Raw genomic sequence first — 17,609 nt, forward strand, 5'->3', positions numbered from 1 at the left:
CTTGTTTAGATTTTTTTTTCTTAAAAGAACTATTTCCCATAACAGCCAAACAACTATAAAGTGCCATATTTCAGAATACTTATACCAACAATACCTAAAGCCTTAACAAAATACGCGCTCTTTATTTTACTAATCTCTTTTTCCAATTGTAAGCAACAGGAAATCACATATGAAAAAGAAGCAGTGAGTAAAATAGAAATACTCGAAAAGTTAATGGATAAAGCCAAAAGCAAAGCAATAGATGTTACTCGAGAAGAAACAACTTTGTGGTTTGCTAAAGAATTTCTAAAGTTTGCTAATTGGGATGAAACTAATAATGATGCGGTAGAAAAACTTTTTGGGTATTATGAAAAATATGAAACCGACAAAGTAAAACTAGCCGATGAATTGCCTGATTTTGAAAGAAAAAAGGTAATTGAAATATTAGATATTGGAATTAAAAATTTGAATGACCTTTTAGATGGTACTATAACAAGAAAGGCAGCTCAAAAAATAGATTGGCAAAATATTACAGTAGAAGACAACAGGTTAGTAAATAAAGGTAGACCCATTTTTTTGCATGATTACTTTTCTAAAACTGTTGGAGCGCCATTGACAGATACCAATATTTATAATGATCATTTAGGAGCAATTTATCATACTGGGAGTCATTTATACGAAGTAAATAAGGATAGACCAAGTAACCCCTATATGCTTAATGAAGATGGAACTTTTGATGAAAAGTTATTGAGCTATATCACTGAAGTTCCAGATACAAACATTGGTTTCCTACTACTCTGGAACATGGGAGTTCCTGATTGGATGAAGAAAAAAGAACCAGAAATTGAAAAAGGTAGATCATTATTTACAGGATTTGATGTTGACAATCCGCTGTTAAGAGAAGTTTGGAGTAAAGTCATAAAAAAAACCGGAGAAGTTACTAAAGGTAAAAAAGTAACCGACCTAGGATATATTTTATCTAACGAACCTCATTGGTTTTCCGAAAAAGGACATTGGACATACAAATTCCTTGAAATGAATTCAATTTCTAGCTATACACTAAATAAATTTAGAAGTTGGCTTTCAGAAAAATATAAGAATGACATCAAAACACTAAATACGAATTGGGAAAGTAATTTCAATAGTTTTGAAGAAATTACAGTCGAAATTCCAATGGATAAAGCAAAACGTGGCACTCCATTATGGTATGATTGGTGTCGATATAATATGGATAGAGGAATTGAGTGGTTTACTTTTTTACAAAATGAATTACGATCCGTAAACCCTGAGGCTGATACGCATATAAAAATCATGGCAAAACTGTTTGTAGATGATTATCGTTCTCATGGAATCGATTACGAGGCCTTAACAGAATTAACTTCTATGATCGGTGACGATGCTAAAATTACTGGAGGAAGAAATTATAGATCTAAAAAACCAGAAAAGTGGGAAGAAAAATATGCCTACTACTGGAGTGAATTGGCACATTCATATGATTTCCAGGAATCTGTTTCTCCTAACAAAATTCATATCAATTCTGAGGGGCATTTTTTATCCACCTCAGGATGGAGAGAATTAGATACTCCAATTGATTATGTGCGTAGTAGTTTTTGGTTAGCAACATTACATGGAATGGATGCTAGTATGTCCTGGTTTTGGGCGCGAGATGCAGATGGTTCTCCAGAAGATCGATTAGAAGGAGAACTAAACTTTTTTGATCCAGCATTAGCAGGTTCTTATGCGGGTTCTGCAAATATGCAGCCTCATGTAGTAAATGAAGTTTCTCAGGTGATGTATGATTTAAATAGTTTTTCTGAAGAAATACTAGCATTACGAGATCAAAGAAGACCATTACGACTATTCCATTCCGAAACATCGGCTATCAATAAAAAACATCATATGACAGAACATTCTGAATTATATGAATCTTTGTACTTCGAAGGGTTAGCAATTGGTTTTGCCACTGAAAAGATCATTACAAAACAAGATCACTCTAACTGGGATGTTATAGCTGTCTACAAAACTGAATTTGTAACCGACAAAGAATTTGATGCGCTACAAAGCTATTTAGACCAAGGAGGAACTATTATTATAGACAGTTCAAACAGTTTATCAAAAAACGAATATGGGCAGTTACGCAACAAGCAATTATCCTCAGGTACTGGAAAACTTATTTATACAGAAGAAAACAATCTTGATAGTTTTAAAAAATTAGCCATGATTTCGGTTACTGATAAAATATCTAACATCAAACTTTCTGAAAATAATGGCACGAATAACAAAACTTGTACATGGAGAATTATAGAAAATCCGAAGGGAGAAGGATATATCATGACGATTATCAATCTAGGAAAAACCACCTCTGATTTAAAAATTAGTGATGATAACAATACTTTTTTCAGTATAAAAAATATGCTTAATGGTCAGGAATTAGATGCGAACTTTAAACTCTCTTCTAAGGGAGTGTTGCTTTTACATATCTCAGAAAGCAAATAAGATCAATGAAAACAAAAGTACTTAGTGTTTTATGGGTAGGTTTAACTTACAGTATTTATGCCCAAAATCAAACTGTATTTCCATTATCTGATCTGGAAAATAAGGGGAATTGGTCATTAAATACTGAGGTAAGTGATGAATTTAACGACACGGAAATTGACGAAGAAAAGTGGTATATCGTCGGGAAGTTTAAAGATGGAAAACCATTTTATAAACACCCTGACAAACCCAACAAAAAGGTTTGGAAAGGAAGAGCTCCTTCGCAGTTTTCTGGTCGAAATTATCGTTTAGAGGATGGTATTTTAAACCTTGAAATACGATGGGAACCTAACTTCCCTTTTAGTGATGAAATACGAGTTCCTTTTTTTGGTGATCCCATGCCTTATGAAAATATTACCACCGCCTGTTTTATTGGTAGACGAGAATTTAAATACGGATATATTGAAATTCGGAGTAAATCAGCAGATACTCAGGTTACCAGTGCATTTTGGTCCACAGGTAATAAGATAGAAATGGATTTTTTCGAGTCCTTTGGTGATGGAATTGGACCAGAAAAACAACATCTAGATAGTGAATTATGGTGGTCTATTCGTGATTGGAAACATCTAAAGGGAAAACCTACCTATACAGAGCATAAAGATCTTGGTTTTAGAATGGCTGAAGATTTTCATGTCTATGGTTTTGAATGGAATGAAAAAGGAATTACCTATTATGTCGACGGAAAGTTAATTTCTAAAGTCAGTGCAGCACAAGTAACGGATTGGGCAATAGCCAATAGAGAAGTTGATAAAAATTATAAAGGATATGTAGCTACCGTTCCTATACATTTGTGGTTAGATATGGAGATTTTTCATTGGCATGGATATCCTAAAAGTAAAGAAGAATTAGAAGCAAACAGTCCTGCAAATCAGAAAGAGGACGGAATTGTGGATTATAAAATAGATTATGTTCGCGTTTGGCAAAAACGAGAATAAATAAAACTTTTTACAAAAAACTAATTATGAGTAAGCAAAAAAGAAATGCTTATATCTATGCGACAATTGTGGCATTAGGAGGATTTGTGTTTGGTTTGGATGCAGCACTTATCTCAGGAGGATTTAAGTTTATTACTTCAGAATTTAATTTAAATGAATGGGAAGTAGGCGCCATAGGTTTTGGACCTGGATTAGGAGTGTTAATTGCGTTACCCTTATCAGCATGGTCTAGCAATAAATACGGAAGAAAAACCACCTTACAGATAATAGCCTTGCTTTATATCATTTCTGCTATTGGATCGGCTTTGGCAACTTCTTTTACTACCCTTTTTGCTGCTCGATTTTTAGGAGGTTTAGCCTTTAGTTCTATAACATTGGCATCCATGTATATGGGAGAAATTGCACCAGCAGATCAGAGAGGTAAATTGGTCTCTATGCTGCAAATTAATATAGGAATAGGATTCTCTGCAGCATATTTTATCAATTATTGGATTTTACAACAAATGTCTTCAGACGCTGAATGGGTGCAGACCATACAGTTAAATGAAACAGGATGGCGTTGGATGCTAGGTATTGAAATTATCCCAGCCTTGTTGTGGTTTGTATTATTATTTAAAATTCCAAAAAGCCCTGCTTGGTTGATTTATAAAAATAGAATCGAAGAAGCAAAAAAGTCTTTATTAAAAGTATACCAAGCAGAAGAAATCGAAAGTCATGTTATTGAAATGAAAGAAAGTGTAGCTATTTCTAATACAAACAGATCTGTAGGATCTCAATTATCAGAGATTTTTGGTAAGCCTATGAGAGTCATTTTAATCATTGGTCTTACTTTGGCCATAGTGCAGCAGTCCACAGGTATAAATGCGATTATGACGTATGCCTCTACGATGTTCGAGCAGCTTGGATTAGGAACCGATGGCGCATTTGCTAGTGCTATATGGCTAGGTATTATAGGACTATTAGCCACCATTTTTTCTTTAGTGTTAATTGATAGAATTGGAAGACGTCCTTTGGTTATTGGTGGTCTCTGTTGGATTATTATAAGTTTAGGAATGTGTGCTTACGGTTTTAATCAGGCAACATATACGATTACAGAAGAGTCGGTAGCTAAAATGGGTAACATTCCGGAAGCAGAAAAATTACAAGTATTAATTGGAAAAGAATATACTAGTGATATCGAATTCAAAGAAGCTATCAAAGAAGTTATAGGTGTAGCTGCTGCACGTGATAATTCGGGTAGTTTATTAAAAGAATCTGCACACTTAAACGTACTGTTAATATTATTAGGTATTTTAAGTTTTGTAGCTGCCTTCAATTTTTCGATTGGTCCTATTATGTGGGTATTGTTTTCAGAAATTTTCCCAATACATTTGCGTGGAATTGCAATACCATTATTTGCTTTAGTATCTAGCACGGTAAGTGCGTTAGTACAATTCTTTTTTCCATGGCAACTAAGCAATATGGGAGCTAGCACCATCTTCATATTTTATGCCGTTATCGTATGTATAGGTTTGATTATTCTCTATAAATTTTTACCAGAAACCAAAAATATGACCTTAGAAGAAATTCATAGTAAACTGCAAAGAAAGTCATCATCATCTTAAACTTGTTCTATTATTCAAGTTTTATGAAAGTATTTTTGATATAGTTCAGAATATTCCAGTAATAAAAAAGGCTGTCTAAATTTTTTAAACAGCCTTTTTGTCATTTACATAAACTCTACTTTAATTACAATCTGGATAGTTTCCTGTAGCTGCTTGAATACTACTTGGGCTATTAGCACATTTAGGTTGTGTACTATCATTTACATTCTGAATAAATCCATCTGGAAAATTATTCCATTTCTGTCCAGTTATTCTCACTCCATCACCTATACTTATTCCAGCAGAAGGACCTATGTATTCAAATCCTTTAAATAACCCATAGCTGGCTCCTGGATCTGTCATCTTATTCCACTGATTGCAAGGAACAAACTTTAAGTGCTTTTGTTTTAGCTTAGCTTTGGTTCCATAATTAGCTACCACTTTACTTGCAGTTGGATTTTCAAACTTCCCAGCTTTCAAATTTCCTATTTGACTGGTGATATAACCCGATCTATTAGGATAATCTAAAATTTCTGGTGATAAATTCACTGCCCATTGTGTGCCATTATTACGTTTAAAAGCATTTTCTCTAAAAGCTCTACCGGTAAATCCTGCAAACTGAGCTTTTACGAAATCTTGGAACTGCGTTCTTCCTGCATCTGTAAGAGGAAATGCTCTTTGTGAATCAAAAATAGCTAGTGTTCCTTCGTCATATCTAATAGTAAAACCAGAACTTGTACTGGTAATTCGTCTAGCCTTCACTTTTCCATTCTGTGCAAAATGAGGAGACAACATCAAAGAAGACAAACCTCTACTATTATGAATACCATCTGCAAAAATATCTTCCACACCTCCATCTTTTGTTCCATTTTTAACATCATTTTTCATGGATCTATCATCTGTCTCTAATCGTAATGTAATTCCTCCTTCACATCGAAGGTTTTTAAATAATATATTACTGCAATTGTAGGTCTGAACTAACCCATAACCTGTATGAGAACCGGTTTGACTTATGTTTTCAATGATTCCATTTTTAGCTCCAGGTTTTCTTTCAGATGCACCAGAAACATGGATCATAAGAATTGAGTTTAAAATACTTCTACGATCTTTAATATTAAAACGTGATAATTTAAAATTGTCTACCCTCCCAACTCGGGCTGCCGCTATAAATTGGTTCGTAAATCTAGCATCACACATATCTATGGTAAATCTACCTCCTTTACCAACGATACTAACATTCTCTAGACGAGCACCATTTTTACTTGCTCCAATATTAAAAATAGCTCCCCTATTCATATCTGGTTTAATAATGGTACCAGCAGCAATTTCTAAATGTATATTGGATTTCAGTACAACTTTACCCCAAGTATAAGTGTTCCGTGGAATTTCTATAATTGCTCCGTCTTTTTTATTTCGATTGATAAAAAGATTTAGTTCTGCACTCGTACTACCATCAAATCGCACTCTTTTTATATTCGGTGGTGGAGGTGTATAAAAATTTCCTGAATTAAAATTTGGCGGACTTTTATCTCCATCTAAATCTTGACTAATAGTTTCTTGAGATTCGTATTCTTCTATATTATCAAATGAACAACTAGCGAGTCCTAAAAAGATAATTAAAAAGCAAGTTTTTTGTATAATTGATTTGATATTCATCATTTCAAAATTTTGTGTCGCAAATCTTTAAACAAAGCATAGATTGTCTATTTCAAATTCATATTAATTTGAAAATCAAGTTTTTAAATATGATCATTTATAAACAAGGAAAGTAATCAGTGTTAAGAATTGTACATTCTCTACACTTTGCTATGAAAAGTTTTTTCTGTACTTACGACTTTAGTTAATATAAGTTTGTGTTAAATAAGATTTTGAGCAAGTCGACATTGCAATTAATTATTGTGTAAAATTATTTCAAAAATGTAACAGCTAATGAAATTCATTTACCTCAAGCAAGCACTATCTTATCTTTCTTTGAGAAGTTGATAATTCAACCGTTAAAAAACAATTAAAAACGTTATAAAAATATCAATAAAACTATAACTATTAATGTCTCTAGTAAGGTGTTTTATGATATATCCACATAGAACTTTACTAATTTGTTCCAGACAAAAGTTGATCTATACTAACCACAGTTCTAAATCCTATGTGATCTGTAGAAGAATCTGGAGCAGCATTCATTCTTGCTGATAATCTATAACTAGCGCAATAGGAATCACTACATAGAAAAGATCCACCTCTTATAACTTTTTCAGAAGCATAGGGATTCGAAGGATTTAAAGGTTTTATAGCTCCTTTCGGGTTAATCGAAAGATCTTGATCGCCAAAACTCTTGTAATATTCAGTATTATACCAATCTTCTGTCCATTCCCAGACATTCCCTGCCATATCATATAAACCATATTCATTAGAAGGATACTTCCCTGCTTCCATTAGATGTTCTGCCCCATCAGCACGATCATTGTAAACAGGAAATTCTCCTGTCCAAGTATTTGCATACGCTGTTAACTTTGATTTATCATTTCCCCAGAAAAAAATCATATTCTCCTTTCCACCTCGCGCAGCATACTCCCATTCAGCTTCTGTAGGTAAGCGTCTGTTCGCCCATTCGCAATATGCTTGTGCATCTTCTAAAGCAATATGTACCACTGGATGTTTGTCTTTACCATCAATAGAACTATTAGGACCAGACGGATGTTTCCAGTTCGCTCCAATTTTCCAATACCACCATTGAGAATAATTCCTAAAATTTGTAACCGATGATTTTGTTTTTTTAAATACTAGAGAACCAGGCTGTAAAACAGAATCGTGAGGTTTTGGAGTATTTGGAGGCAATTGTAGTTTCAATTCCTCCCAATCCACTGGTCGTTCGGCAAGTGTTATATATCCAGTTTCTTCGACGAACTTTTTAAATTGGGCATTAGTAACCTCTACAGAATCCATAAAAAAACCGTGTATAGCAACTTTATGTCTAGGTTTTTCATGATTCATTGCCATTATATCGCTATCTACCGCACCTTGATAAAAAATTCCTCCAGGAATCCACTTCATTCCTTTAGGAATGGTAACATTTTCAGGCAAATCGGTAATTAAATCTAGATGTTGATAATCATCTGTTTGATTTTTTATCTCTGAAGAACGGTCTATATCAGAATCTTTTGTCTTTCTTTTACAGCTTGTTTGAAGACACACAAATAAAAGAGACATACATATTAGACCAAAAAATAATTTCAATTTCATCTGTTTATATTTTATTTTTCTTCAATTGTCAGATGGAATTCACCAATAATCATTTCTATGGATATTACCTTATTATCATGGTTTATTTCATATTTGATTTTTTGAATATCAAACAATTGTAGTTTCATATTTCTATATCAAAACTTCAATTTAGCTCTCAAATGTATGGATCTATTTCAAATTATCAGAGATGTTCGTTCGATGTTTTTACCCTTCATCATTCATTAGCTTGGTTTCCTTTCCACCCTGCTTCCAGTTGCTTTAATAGTACTGAAACAGTTTCTGGGTTTTCCATAGCGATATTCATGGTTTCTTCAGGATCATTTATATGATCATACAATTCCACGAATATTGGAGCTTTATTCTTGTCCTTGTAATCCTTCCATGCGATTAATCGGTACTTTTGAGTTCTCATAGAATACCCCATAAGATTCTCCTCAAATAGTGTTCTATCCCATTTTTCTTTTTGTTGTTTTTTAATACGTTCCTCTACATCAATAATCAAAGGACCAAAATATGTTTCTCTCATACCTTGCGATAGTGGATTGGCAGCCCATTCTCGTAAAGCTGGAGAAGGAAACTGACTAAAGGCTGCTTTTTTCCATGATCTGTTAGGATTATTTATTAGTGGAACAAAACTCTGTCCTTCTAGATGTTCGGGATTTTCTAAACCTGCTAACTCCACAAGGGTGGGGTACATATCTACTAACTCTACCAATGCTTCCGTGGATCTCCCCTTACTACTATCTAGCATATTAGGTGAACTTATAATCATAGGAACTCGTGTGGATATTTCATAATTGGTAGCTTTACCCCAAATTCCCATCTCTCCCAAATGCCATCCATGATCACTCCATAGCAAAATAATAGTGTTTTCTCTTAAGCCTAGTTCTTCTAAAGTTTGAATTACTTTACCTACTTGAGCGTCGATATAGGTAACAGAACTTAGATATGCATGCTTTAATACTCGGGCTAACGAGTCATTAATCTTTCCTTTTTTAGGGATACCACTTCTCACTCGTAATTCGAATGATGGATGTAATCCCATCTCTGCACCATTTTCAGGACCTTTAGTCTGTGCAGAAAGTTTAATTTTTTCTGGGTCATACATATCCCAATATTTTTTGGGAGCCAACCAATCTAAGTGAGGCTTTTTAAAACCAACTCCCAAAAAGAAAGGTTTTTCATGACTTTTTCCCTTCAATTCTTCAAGGGTTTCTGTCGCTAATAAGGCATTATACCCATCTTCATAAAAATAATCCGGAACATCAGCTTTTTCATATGCTGGTCCTTTTCCTAGACCCTTACTAGCAGCATCTTTACCGTATTTTGCAATCATATCAGCTTTGTTTTCCTGATACATTTTTTGGTTTTCAAAAAGCGCAAAACCTCCAGGTGTTATTTCTCTTTTAAACTTCATTCTTTCCGTTGCAGGTTCCTTACTCCAAGAAAGTTTAGCGTCACTAAATGATGGTTTATGATAAATCTTACCTATTTGAATAGTTTCATATCCATTGTTTTTAAAATGTTGTGGTAATGTAACGATATCAGGATTTAAATCCCTGAAATAGGCATAATTTTCTATGACACCAATCGTCTCTGGTCTAGCACCTGTCATCAGACTTGCTCTAGAAGGACTGCAAATAGCCTGTTGTGTATAAGCCTTATTAAAACGTAATCCATTAGCAGCTAAAGCGTCTATATTTGGTGTAATAGCAATATCAGATCCATAACACCCAAGTTCTGGACGAAGATCATCTATCGCGATAAACAAAATATTCGGCCTTGTATTTTGTTGGATATCTTTTTCTACAGTTTCTTTTTGTTTACAACTAATAAGTAGTACTAATACTATGATAAGATGAAGTAATCTCATGAATAAACATTTTGTGTGGTTTTTCTTTTGAAAAATTTATATTCAAAATAATACATCCAACGAAGGTAATTATTGCCGATAGACCCCAAAGCTCATAAATTAACCTTTAACTGCATTAAGTTAACTCTTTAATCCGATCTAATTAGTATTCCTAGTATCATTGAAAAAACAAATATTAAGCTACAGTTGTAGATTAAAATTATTACCGATATACATCTTCGAGATATTATTTAAACGTCAATTTTTCTAAAGTACAATTAAACTAGTCAAAATGCGTATCGAAAAAAACATAATTGGTTTCAGAGAAGGTAGAGAAATCTATTTATTTGAAATGTCAAATGACAACAATGTTTCTATTAAAATAACAAACTATGGCGCAACCATAACCTCGATCATCACTCCGGATCACAAAGGGAATCTGGAAGAAATAACCTGCGGTTTTGACTCTGTAAAAAACTATTTCTCAGAAGAATATTTAATTAATAATCCTTATTTCGGAGCCACTATAGGAAGATGCGCTTCTAGAATTGAAAAAAGTAGTTTCAAATTAGAAGGAAATATATACAACTTACCAGAAAACGACAGAGGAAATCATTTACATGGAGGAACTAATGGATTTGATAAAAAAATATGGCAAGCATCCTATGAAGCTAATAAAAATAGCTCCTGTGTAACAATGAAATTAAAAAGTTATCATTTGGAGCAAGGATATCCAGGCAACTTAAATATTGAAGTGAGATTTGAGCTAAATAATATAAATGAACTAAGCATTTCTTACTATGCGGAAACCGATAAAACTACTCCAATATCTTTAACGAATCATACCTATTTTAATCTATCTGGTTTTAAAGAAGATATTGCTAATCATAAAGTACAGATTAATTCAGATCATATTTTAGAACTAGATACTTTTGGGATTGCAAACGGAAATAAAATTTTATTAAACCAAGAACCTGGAGATTTTAGGGAAGAAAAACTATTAGGAGATGCTATGAAGTTTTTGGAAAAAGGATATGACCATTATTATCTATTTGATAATAATTTTTTACTTCATAAAGTGGCTACTTTTTTTCACCCATCCAACAAAAGAGCATTGGATATTTCCACCACAGAACCAGGAATGCAATTTTATACAGGATATTATATTTCGGATAAATTAAAACGCGAAAACGGAGATCAATATGGAAAATTTACTGGATTCTGTTGTGAAACTCATAGATATCCGAATGCTCCAAATCTGGATAACGCCCCTAAAAGCATAACGTATCCAGAAGATCCATATAGAAGTCAAACTGTTTTTAAATTCTACACTTATTAATTTTTTAAATCAATAGAAGACTTAAAAACTCCTTCACACCAATTAAAATAGTCAAAAATACAAAGGGGTTAAAATAATGTAATAACTGGTTAATTGGGAACTCACTATAACGTTATAGTTGATTTAGATTTGTGCGCTAATATTTAATGCAAACTCAACCAACAAAATGAAAAAAAATGTTATTACAACGATGCTGTTATGCCTGCTTATATTACAATTATATGGGCAACAACCGGCAATAACTACTAATGCCAATGATGTATTTACCTTAGTGGATGATATGTCTGATGAATTTGAAACTGGAGGTATTAATTGGTCTGGAAAATGGGAACAAAATAATAACCTCCCAAACATTGCTGCATGGAATTTAACCAACAGCTCCAACGTATCACAAGGAGACTATTTCGATAGAGGTTCTGCTAAAATTACCGCACGATATAATGGGGTAAATCCTGATGGAACATCCATTGCTGTAAATGGTAAATTTTACAATGCCGGATGTCTTCAATCTAAACAATCATTGCCTCCTAATTTTGAAGGATATATTGAAGCTGTTATTAGAGGAGCCGATATCGACAATCCAGATCCACACCCTTTTAATGGCGGTATTGATAAATCAAGAGGATTATGTCCAGCCTTTTGGTTATACAGCAAATTCTTTGATAACAACCCTGCTGATGGAGGAGTTGTTTACACAGAAATCGATATACAAGAGTTACAACAACATGATTTCTATGATGGTGTTCAGGATGGTGTTGAAGACACAGAATCTAACTTACATATCGCTTTTAAAAATGGTAACGGAAGAAGATGGGTAAGACCAAAACAAAATCCTGATGAACAATTAAACAAATATCCTCTTGGCTTTGATCCTCGTGAGGATTGGCATACCTATGGATGCGAAATTACACGTGACGAAATTCATTTCTTTGTAGATGGAAAAAAAGTCGGTAAAACTTTAAAAAACACTCATTGGGGTAAGTTACCTTTACGAGTAATTCTATCGTTAGGTATGAGAGTACCATTTGTAGATTTCGGAGGAAATGCATTCACTTCATTTGATCCACAAGGAGAATATCCAAATAATCAACGTCTAAAAACTCTTGCAGAAAGAGCTAGAAAACAGTTGGGAGAATTGCCTGAATCCATGTATGTTGATTATGTAAGAGTATGGAACAAAACAAGTTCTAATACAAATACTCCTCCAGAACTTGCAATTACAAGTCCTTCTTCAAATCAGCAATTCGAGCAAGGAGAAGAAATAATCATAACTACAGAAGCCTCTGATGCTGATGGAAGTATCGCCAAAGTAGAATTCTATGATGGTAATCAATTATTAGGATCCAAAACGGCTATTCCTTATGAATTTACGTATACAGGAGCTCCCCAAGGAAACAGAAATATAAGAGTCATCGCTTATGATGATCAAGGAGAAAAAGCTGAAGAATCAGTAATTATTACTATTAATTCTACAGATAATAATCCTCCAACAAACGGGCAACCAGTAATAACTACTAATCCTGATGATGTATTTACCTTAATAGAAGACATGTCTGATGAGTTTAATAGCGGTGGTATCAATTGGTCCGGAAAATGGGAACAAAATAATAACTTACCCAACATTGCGGCTTGGAATTTAACTAATAGCTCTAATGTATCCAGAGGAGATTATTTTAATAGAGGTTCGGCTAAAATCACAGCACGATACAATGGAGTAAATCCTAATGGAACATCCATTGCTGTAAATGGTAAATTCTACAATGCGGGATGTCTTCAGTCTAAACAATCATTGCCTCCAAATTTCGAAGGATATATTGAAGCTGTTATTAGAGGAGCTGATATTGACAATGTAGATCCACATCCTTTTAATGGTGGTATTGATAAATCAAGAGGATTATGTCCAGCCTTTTGGTTGTACAGCAAATTCTTTGATAACAACCCTGCAGAAGATGGTGTAATTTATACTGAGATTGATATCCAGGAATTACAACAACACGATTTTTATAATGGAGTTCAGGATGGTGTAGAAGACACAGAATCTAACCTACACATTGCTTTCAAAAATGGTAACGGAAGAAGATGGGTAAGACCGAAACAAAACCCTGACGAGCAATTAAACAAATACCCTCTGGGTTTTGATCCTCGCAAAGGTTGGCATACCTATGGTTGTGAAATTACGCGTGATGAAATTCATTTCTTTGTAGATGGTAAAAAAGTTGGAAAAACTTTGAAAAATACACATTGGGGTAAATTGCCGTTACGAGTAATTATGTCTTTAGGTATGAGAGTACCATTTGTAGACTTTGGTGGTAATGCATTTACCTCATTTGATCCACAAGGCGATTATCCAAACAATCAAAGATTACAGACTTTAGCAGAGAGAGCAAGACAGCAATTAGGAGAATTACCTGAATCTATGTATGTTGATTACATTAGAGTTTGGAACAAAACTAACGCTGATAACAACACTCCTCCAGAACTTACAATTACAAGTCCTAACGCTAATCAACAATTCGATTTCGGAGATGAAATTATCATTAGAGCGGAAGCTTCAGATGCTGATGGAAGTATTTCTAAAGTAGAATTCTATGATGGCAATCAACTGTTAGATACAAAAACAAGTGCTCCATATCAATTCACCTATACAAATGCTGCTGAAGGAAATCGAAACATAAGAGTGATCGCTTATGATGATGAAGCGGAAAAAACTGAAGCATCCGTAAGCGTAATAGTTAATCCTACAGATGACGTTCCTAACCCTACAGGAGAGTTTTTCATTGTACATAGAGCAACAGGTAAAAAGCTTAGAGCTGTTAATAATCAAAACGGTTCGGAAATCAAGTTATCTCCTGCACGTAATATTAGTAACTGGGTGAAATGGAAAAAAGTAAATGGTGATAATGGTTGGTTCTATTTCCAAAATGTTAAAACAAAAAAATATTTTAGACCAAAAGGAGCGAACGGAGAGGATGGAAACATTTTAGAGCAACAACCCAATACATTTACTGGTGCATGGACACAATGGAAAGAAATACCTTCTAATAACAGTTTTGTTTTTTTACGTAATAGAGCTTCTGGGAAATACCTAAGACCTAAAACAAATAAAAACAATAGTGTAATAGAACTAAGACCTAATACTGAGATTAATAATCGAACCCAATGGAAACTAGTTCCTGTTAAATCTACAACATCGCGAATTAATGAATCAAATATTGAGATATATCCAAACCCTGCAGAAGATATTGTAACAATAGAATTGGATGATTTTGATGAAACTAATACAAAAGTAACCGTTATTAGTATGATTGGTAGTGTCGTTTTAACACCTCAATCAATTACAGAAAATGAAGTTGTTCTAGATGTGAGCAGATTGAAAGAAGGTATTTACTTTTTGAAAATACAAAACGGTACTCGTACTATTTCTAAAAGACTATTAATTAAATAATTCTGTAAAAGTTCGGCATAGTGACTCAACTAAGTTCATTTTCTCTTTGGAAGAGGAAATCATACCTGAAGCGAGTATTTTCATTACAAATCATCGTTATTTTTATTTTGCTCCCAATAATTGTAAAAATACTAAAATCAACAGCTTTCAGGTTATACACAAGCTATGTCGAACTTTTTTAAGTTAACATTTTACATATCACCAAAACCAAAAAACGTTGTAAATTTCAAAATTTAATAATTGCTACATGAAGTACAAGTTCTTTTTTTTAATTGCCATTTTATCGATACAATTGATCGAAGCGCAAAAAAAACCAAACATCATATTATTTTTTGCAGATGACGCTGGGTACGCTGATTTTGGTTTTCAAGGGAGTAAGGTCATGAAAACACCAAACTTAGATAAACTGGCAAAAAAAGGAGTTGTTTTTTCTCAAGGGTATGTAACCGACGCTACTTGTGGACCTTCTAGAGCTGGTCTTATCACTGGGAAATATCAACAAAGATTTGGATATGAAGAAATCAACGTGCCAGGATATATGAGCGAAAACTCTGCTTTATTAGGTGACGACATGGGATTACCTTTGGATCAAGTAACCATGGCAGATTATTTGAAAAGACTTGGATATACCAATGCGTTATTTGGAAAATGGCATCTAGGAGATGCAGATCGATATCATCCATTAAAAAGAGGATTCGATGTGTTCTATGGTTTTAGAGGTGGAGACCGGAGCTATTTCAAATATGATAATTTAGCTGGCATTCATCACGACAAAAAAATAGAACGTGGTTTTAGAAGTTATGAAGAACCTCAAACCTATGTAACAGATGCTTTGGCAGATGAAACTATAAACTTTATTGAGGCTAACAAAAATAAGCCCTTTTTCGTGATGTTATCTTTTAATGCTGTACATACACCAATGGAAGCAACAAAAGGAGACTTAGCAAAATTTCCTAATCTTACCGGAAAAAGAAAGGAACTTGCTGCAATGACACTAGCTATGGATAGAGCCTGTGGTAGAGTTTTGGATAAACTAAAGGAACTTGGTTTAGATCAAAATACCATTGTAGTATTTTCTAATGATAACGGTGGACCTACCGACAAAAATGCTTCTGATAACAGGCCATTAAGTGGGACAAAATCAAATCACTTAGAAGGAGGTTTAAGAGTACCTTTTGTTTTAAGCTGGCCAGATAAAATTAAAAGAGGCAAGCACTATCATTATCCTGTTAGTACTTTAGATTTATTACCTACCTTTTATAAAGCAGGTGGAGGAAATATTAAAGACCTTACTGATATTGATGGCGTTGATCTACTTCCTTTTGTTATAAATGAAAAGGAAACAGCTAGACCTCATAAAGAATTATACTGGAAAAAAGATGTTAGAGCTGTATTAAGAGAAGGTGATTTTAAACTGATTCGATATCCCGATAGATTGGCAGAACTCTACGATCTATCTAATGATATCTCAGAACAAAAGAATCTAGTGAATGTTTACCCTGAAAAAGTAAAAACAATGTTCAAAAAAATATTTGAATGGGAACTAACACTAGAACGTCCCTTGTGGTTACTAAAAAGAAAGTTCGAAAAATATGATATCGATCGTATGGATAAATATCGAAATGGAAGTTCGAATGATTAAAGAACCAAATACCGATTTTTCCCAACAATACTTTATATCTCCAAATAAAATCCATACTAATTCTAGTATGGATTTTTTATTTATAAGCTTAACGGAGGTTTATATCTCACGCTGCTCCTATCCTCAGATAAGCAATTAAAATATTTACGAAAATACATTATCGCTCATTTTTTTAAACTAAAAAATTAGTTCAAACTAAAAATTTAGTTATATTTGTCTTTTAGAACTAAGGATTTAGTTTAACGAGGAGTTATTTTTCATTAGTAAAATCTTTGGTCCGATTATTTACTCCATTTATTTATTAATTAAAAAATGTAATCATGATTAAAAAAAGTAATCAACTAACCATCAAAAAAATTAAAGCCTTACTTCTGTTACCATTTTTATGTGCAATACTAGCATTTAATAGTGTAACTATTGGTAACGAGATAGCAAACAACATCACTTTATCTGATCCAGAACCTACCTGTATTAATAAACAATCAAAATATGATAAAGGCTTAGATAATTACCTAAAAATCAAAACCAATGACATTACTGAAGCTCTTATTTATATTGTAAACACAAAAACATCAGAAACGATTAGAACAGTTCACTTAAAGCCTTCTCAATTCCATAAAGTAAAAAACATCCCTGAAGGAATTCACAGAGTAGATGTTATTTATGGAACCAATTATACAGAGACTTCAGAAAATGGGAGCTGCAAAGGCTATTTCAAAAACGTATTAGTTCAAAAGAAACTAAAAACTACTATAAATTTTGAAAAAGTTCAAAACTATGTACCTTCTTATTCTTTACTTATAGACATACAAGAAGCGTTATAAAGACTCACAGTAATTCCTGAGCGGAAAATGCTCAGGAATTTAAATCATTCGCTTACATTCCCCGATTAACATGTTTCAATCGTTAATTATTTTATAAGTTCATTCTAAACATTTAGAACACCATATCTTCATTACATTCTAAGAGATAAAAAACAAGAGGTTAAAAAAGAACAAGTGATGGATAATTTTATGTATTTGATAAAAAGGCAAATACACTAATTTTAAACCTATCAAA

The 17,609-nt window shown here is 33.3% G+C and carries 10 protein-coding genes; 7 read left to right on the plus strand and 3 right to left on the minus strand.

The features are described from left to right. Nucleotides 1-60: 60 nt before the first annotated feature. From Q1A73_RS05905 to Q1A73_RS05915, 3 genes are read left to right on the plus strand one after another with little or no spacing between them, the layout of a single operon-like run. The gene (locus Q1A73_RS05905; protein ID WP_299602869.1) at nt 61-2,475 is read left to right on the plus strand and encodes a hypothetical protein; all 2,415 of its coding nucleotides are present in this window, start codon (nt 61-63) and stop codon (nt 2,473-2,475) included. Between the two features lie 5 nt (nt 2,476-2,480). After that, complete coding sequence (locus tag Q1A73_RS05910) at nt 2,481-3,449, plus strand: family 16 glycosylhydrolase (protein WP_299602871.1); 969 nt, start codon at nt 2,481-2,483, stop codon at nt 3,447-3,449. 26 nt (nt 3,450-3,475) lie between these two features. Further along, on the plus strand, nt 3,476-5,053 hold the full coding sequence (locus Q1A73_RS05915; RefSeq protein WP_299602873.1) for an MFS transporter: 1,578 nt from the start codon (nt 3,476-3,478) through the stop codon (nt 5,051-5,053). A 120-nt stretch (nt 5,054-5,173) separates the two neighbouring features. On the opposite strand, the gene Q1A73_RS05920 is transcribed toward Q1A73_RS05915, so the two are convergent. The 3 genes from Q1A73_RS05920 to Q1A73_RS05930 all read right to left on the minus strand — a co-directional run bounded on the left by Q1A73_RS05920 (nt 5,174) and on the right by Q1A73_RS05930 (nt 10,145). Beyond that, a complete protein-coding gene (locus Q1A73_RS05920) occupies nt 5,174-6,688 on the minus strand; it encodes a hypothetical protein (RefSeq protein ID WP_299602875.1) in 1,515 nt (504 codons plus the stop codon). A 435-nt stretch (nt 6,689-7,123) separates the two neighbouring features. Continuing rightward, on the minus strand, nt 7,124-8,269 hold the full coding sequence (locus Q1A73_RS05925; protein WP_299602877.1) for a formylglycine-generating enzyme family protein: 1,146 nt from the start codon (nt 8,267-8,269) through the stop codon (nt 7,124-7,126). A gap of 217 nt (nt 8,270-8,486) precedes the next feature. Continuing rightward, nucleotides 8,487-10,145: a sulfatase gene (locus tag Q1A73_RS05930; protein WP_299602879.1), complete on the minus strand. Its 1,659-nt coding sequence runs from the start codon at nt 10,143-10,145 to the stop codon at nt 8,487-8,489. A 271-nt stretch (nt 10,146-10,416) separates the two neighbouring features. Between Q1A73_RS05930 and Q1A73_RS05935 the strand changes: the two genes are divergently transcribed. The 4 genes from Q1A73_RS05935 (at nt 10,417) to Q1A73_RS05950 (ending at nt 17,374) form a co-directional block, all read left to right on the plus strand. After that, a complete protein-coding gene (locus Q1A73_RS05935; RefSeq protein WP_299602881.1) occupies nt 10,417-11,463 on the plus strand; it encodes an aldose epimerase family protein in 1,047 nt (348 codons plus the stop codon). Between the two features lie 166 nt (nt 11,464-11,629). Continuing rightward, on the plus strand, nt 11,630-14,908 hold the full coding sequence (locus tag Q1A73_RS05940; protein WP_299602883.1) for an Ig-like domain-containing protein: 3,279 nt from the start codon (nt 11,630-11,632) through the stop codon (nt 14,906-14,908). A gap of 247 nt (nt 14,909-15,155) precedes the next feature. Continuing rightward, entirely contained in the window at nt 15,156-16,550 is a 1,395-nt protein-coding gene (locus Q1A73_RS05945; protein ID WP_299602886.1) for a sulfatase-like hydrolase/transferase, read from the plus strand. Between the two features lie 320 nt (nt 16,551-16,870). Next, nucleotides 16,871-17,374 carry a hypothetical protein gene (locus Q1A73_RS05950; RefSeq protein WP_299602889.1) on the plus strand — a complete coding sequence of 168 codons (504 nt, stop codon included), beginning with the start codon at nt 16,871-16,873 and terminating at the stop codon, nt 17,372-17,374. Nucleotides 17,375-17,609: the final 235 nt, after the last annotated feature.

Source organism: uncultured Aquimarina sp. (assembly GCF_947492115.1).
Classification (GTDB): Bacteria; Bacteroidota; Bacteroidia; order Flavobacteriales; family Flavobacteriaceae; genus Aquimarina.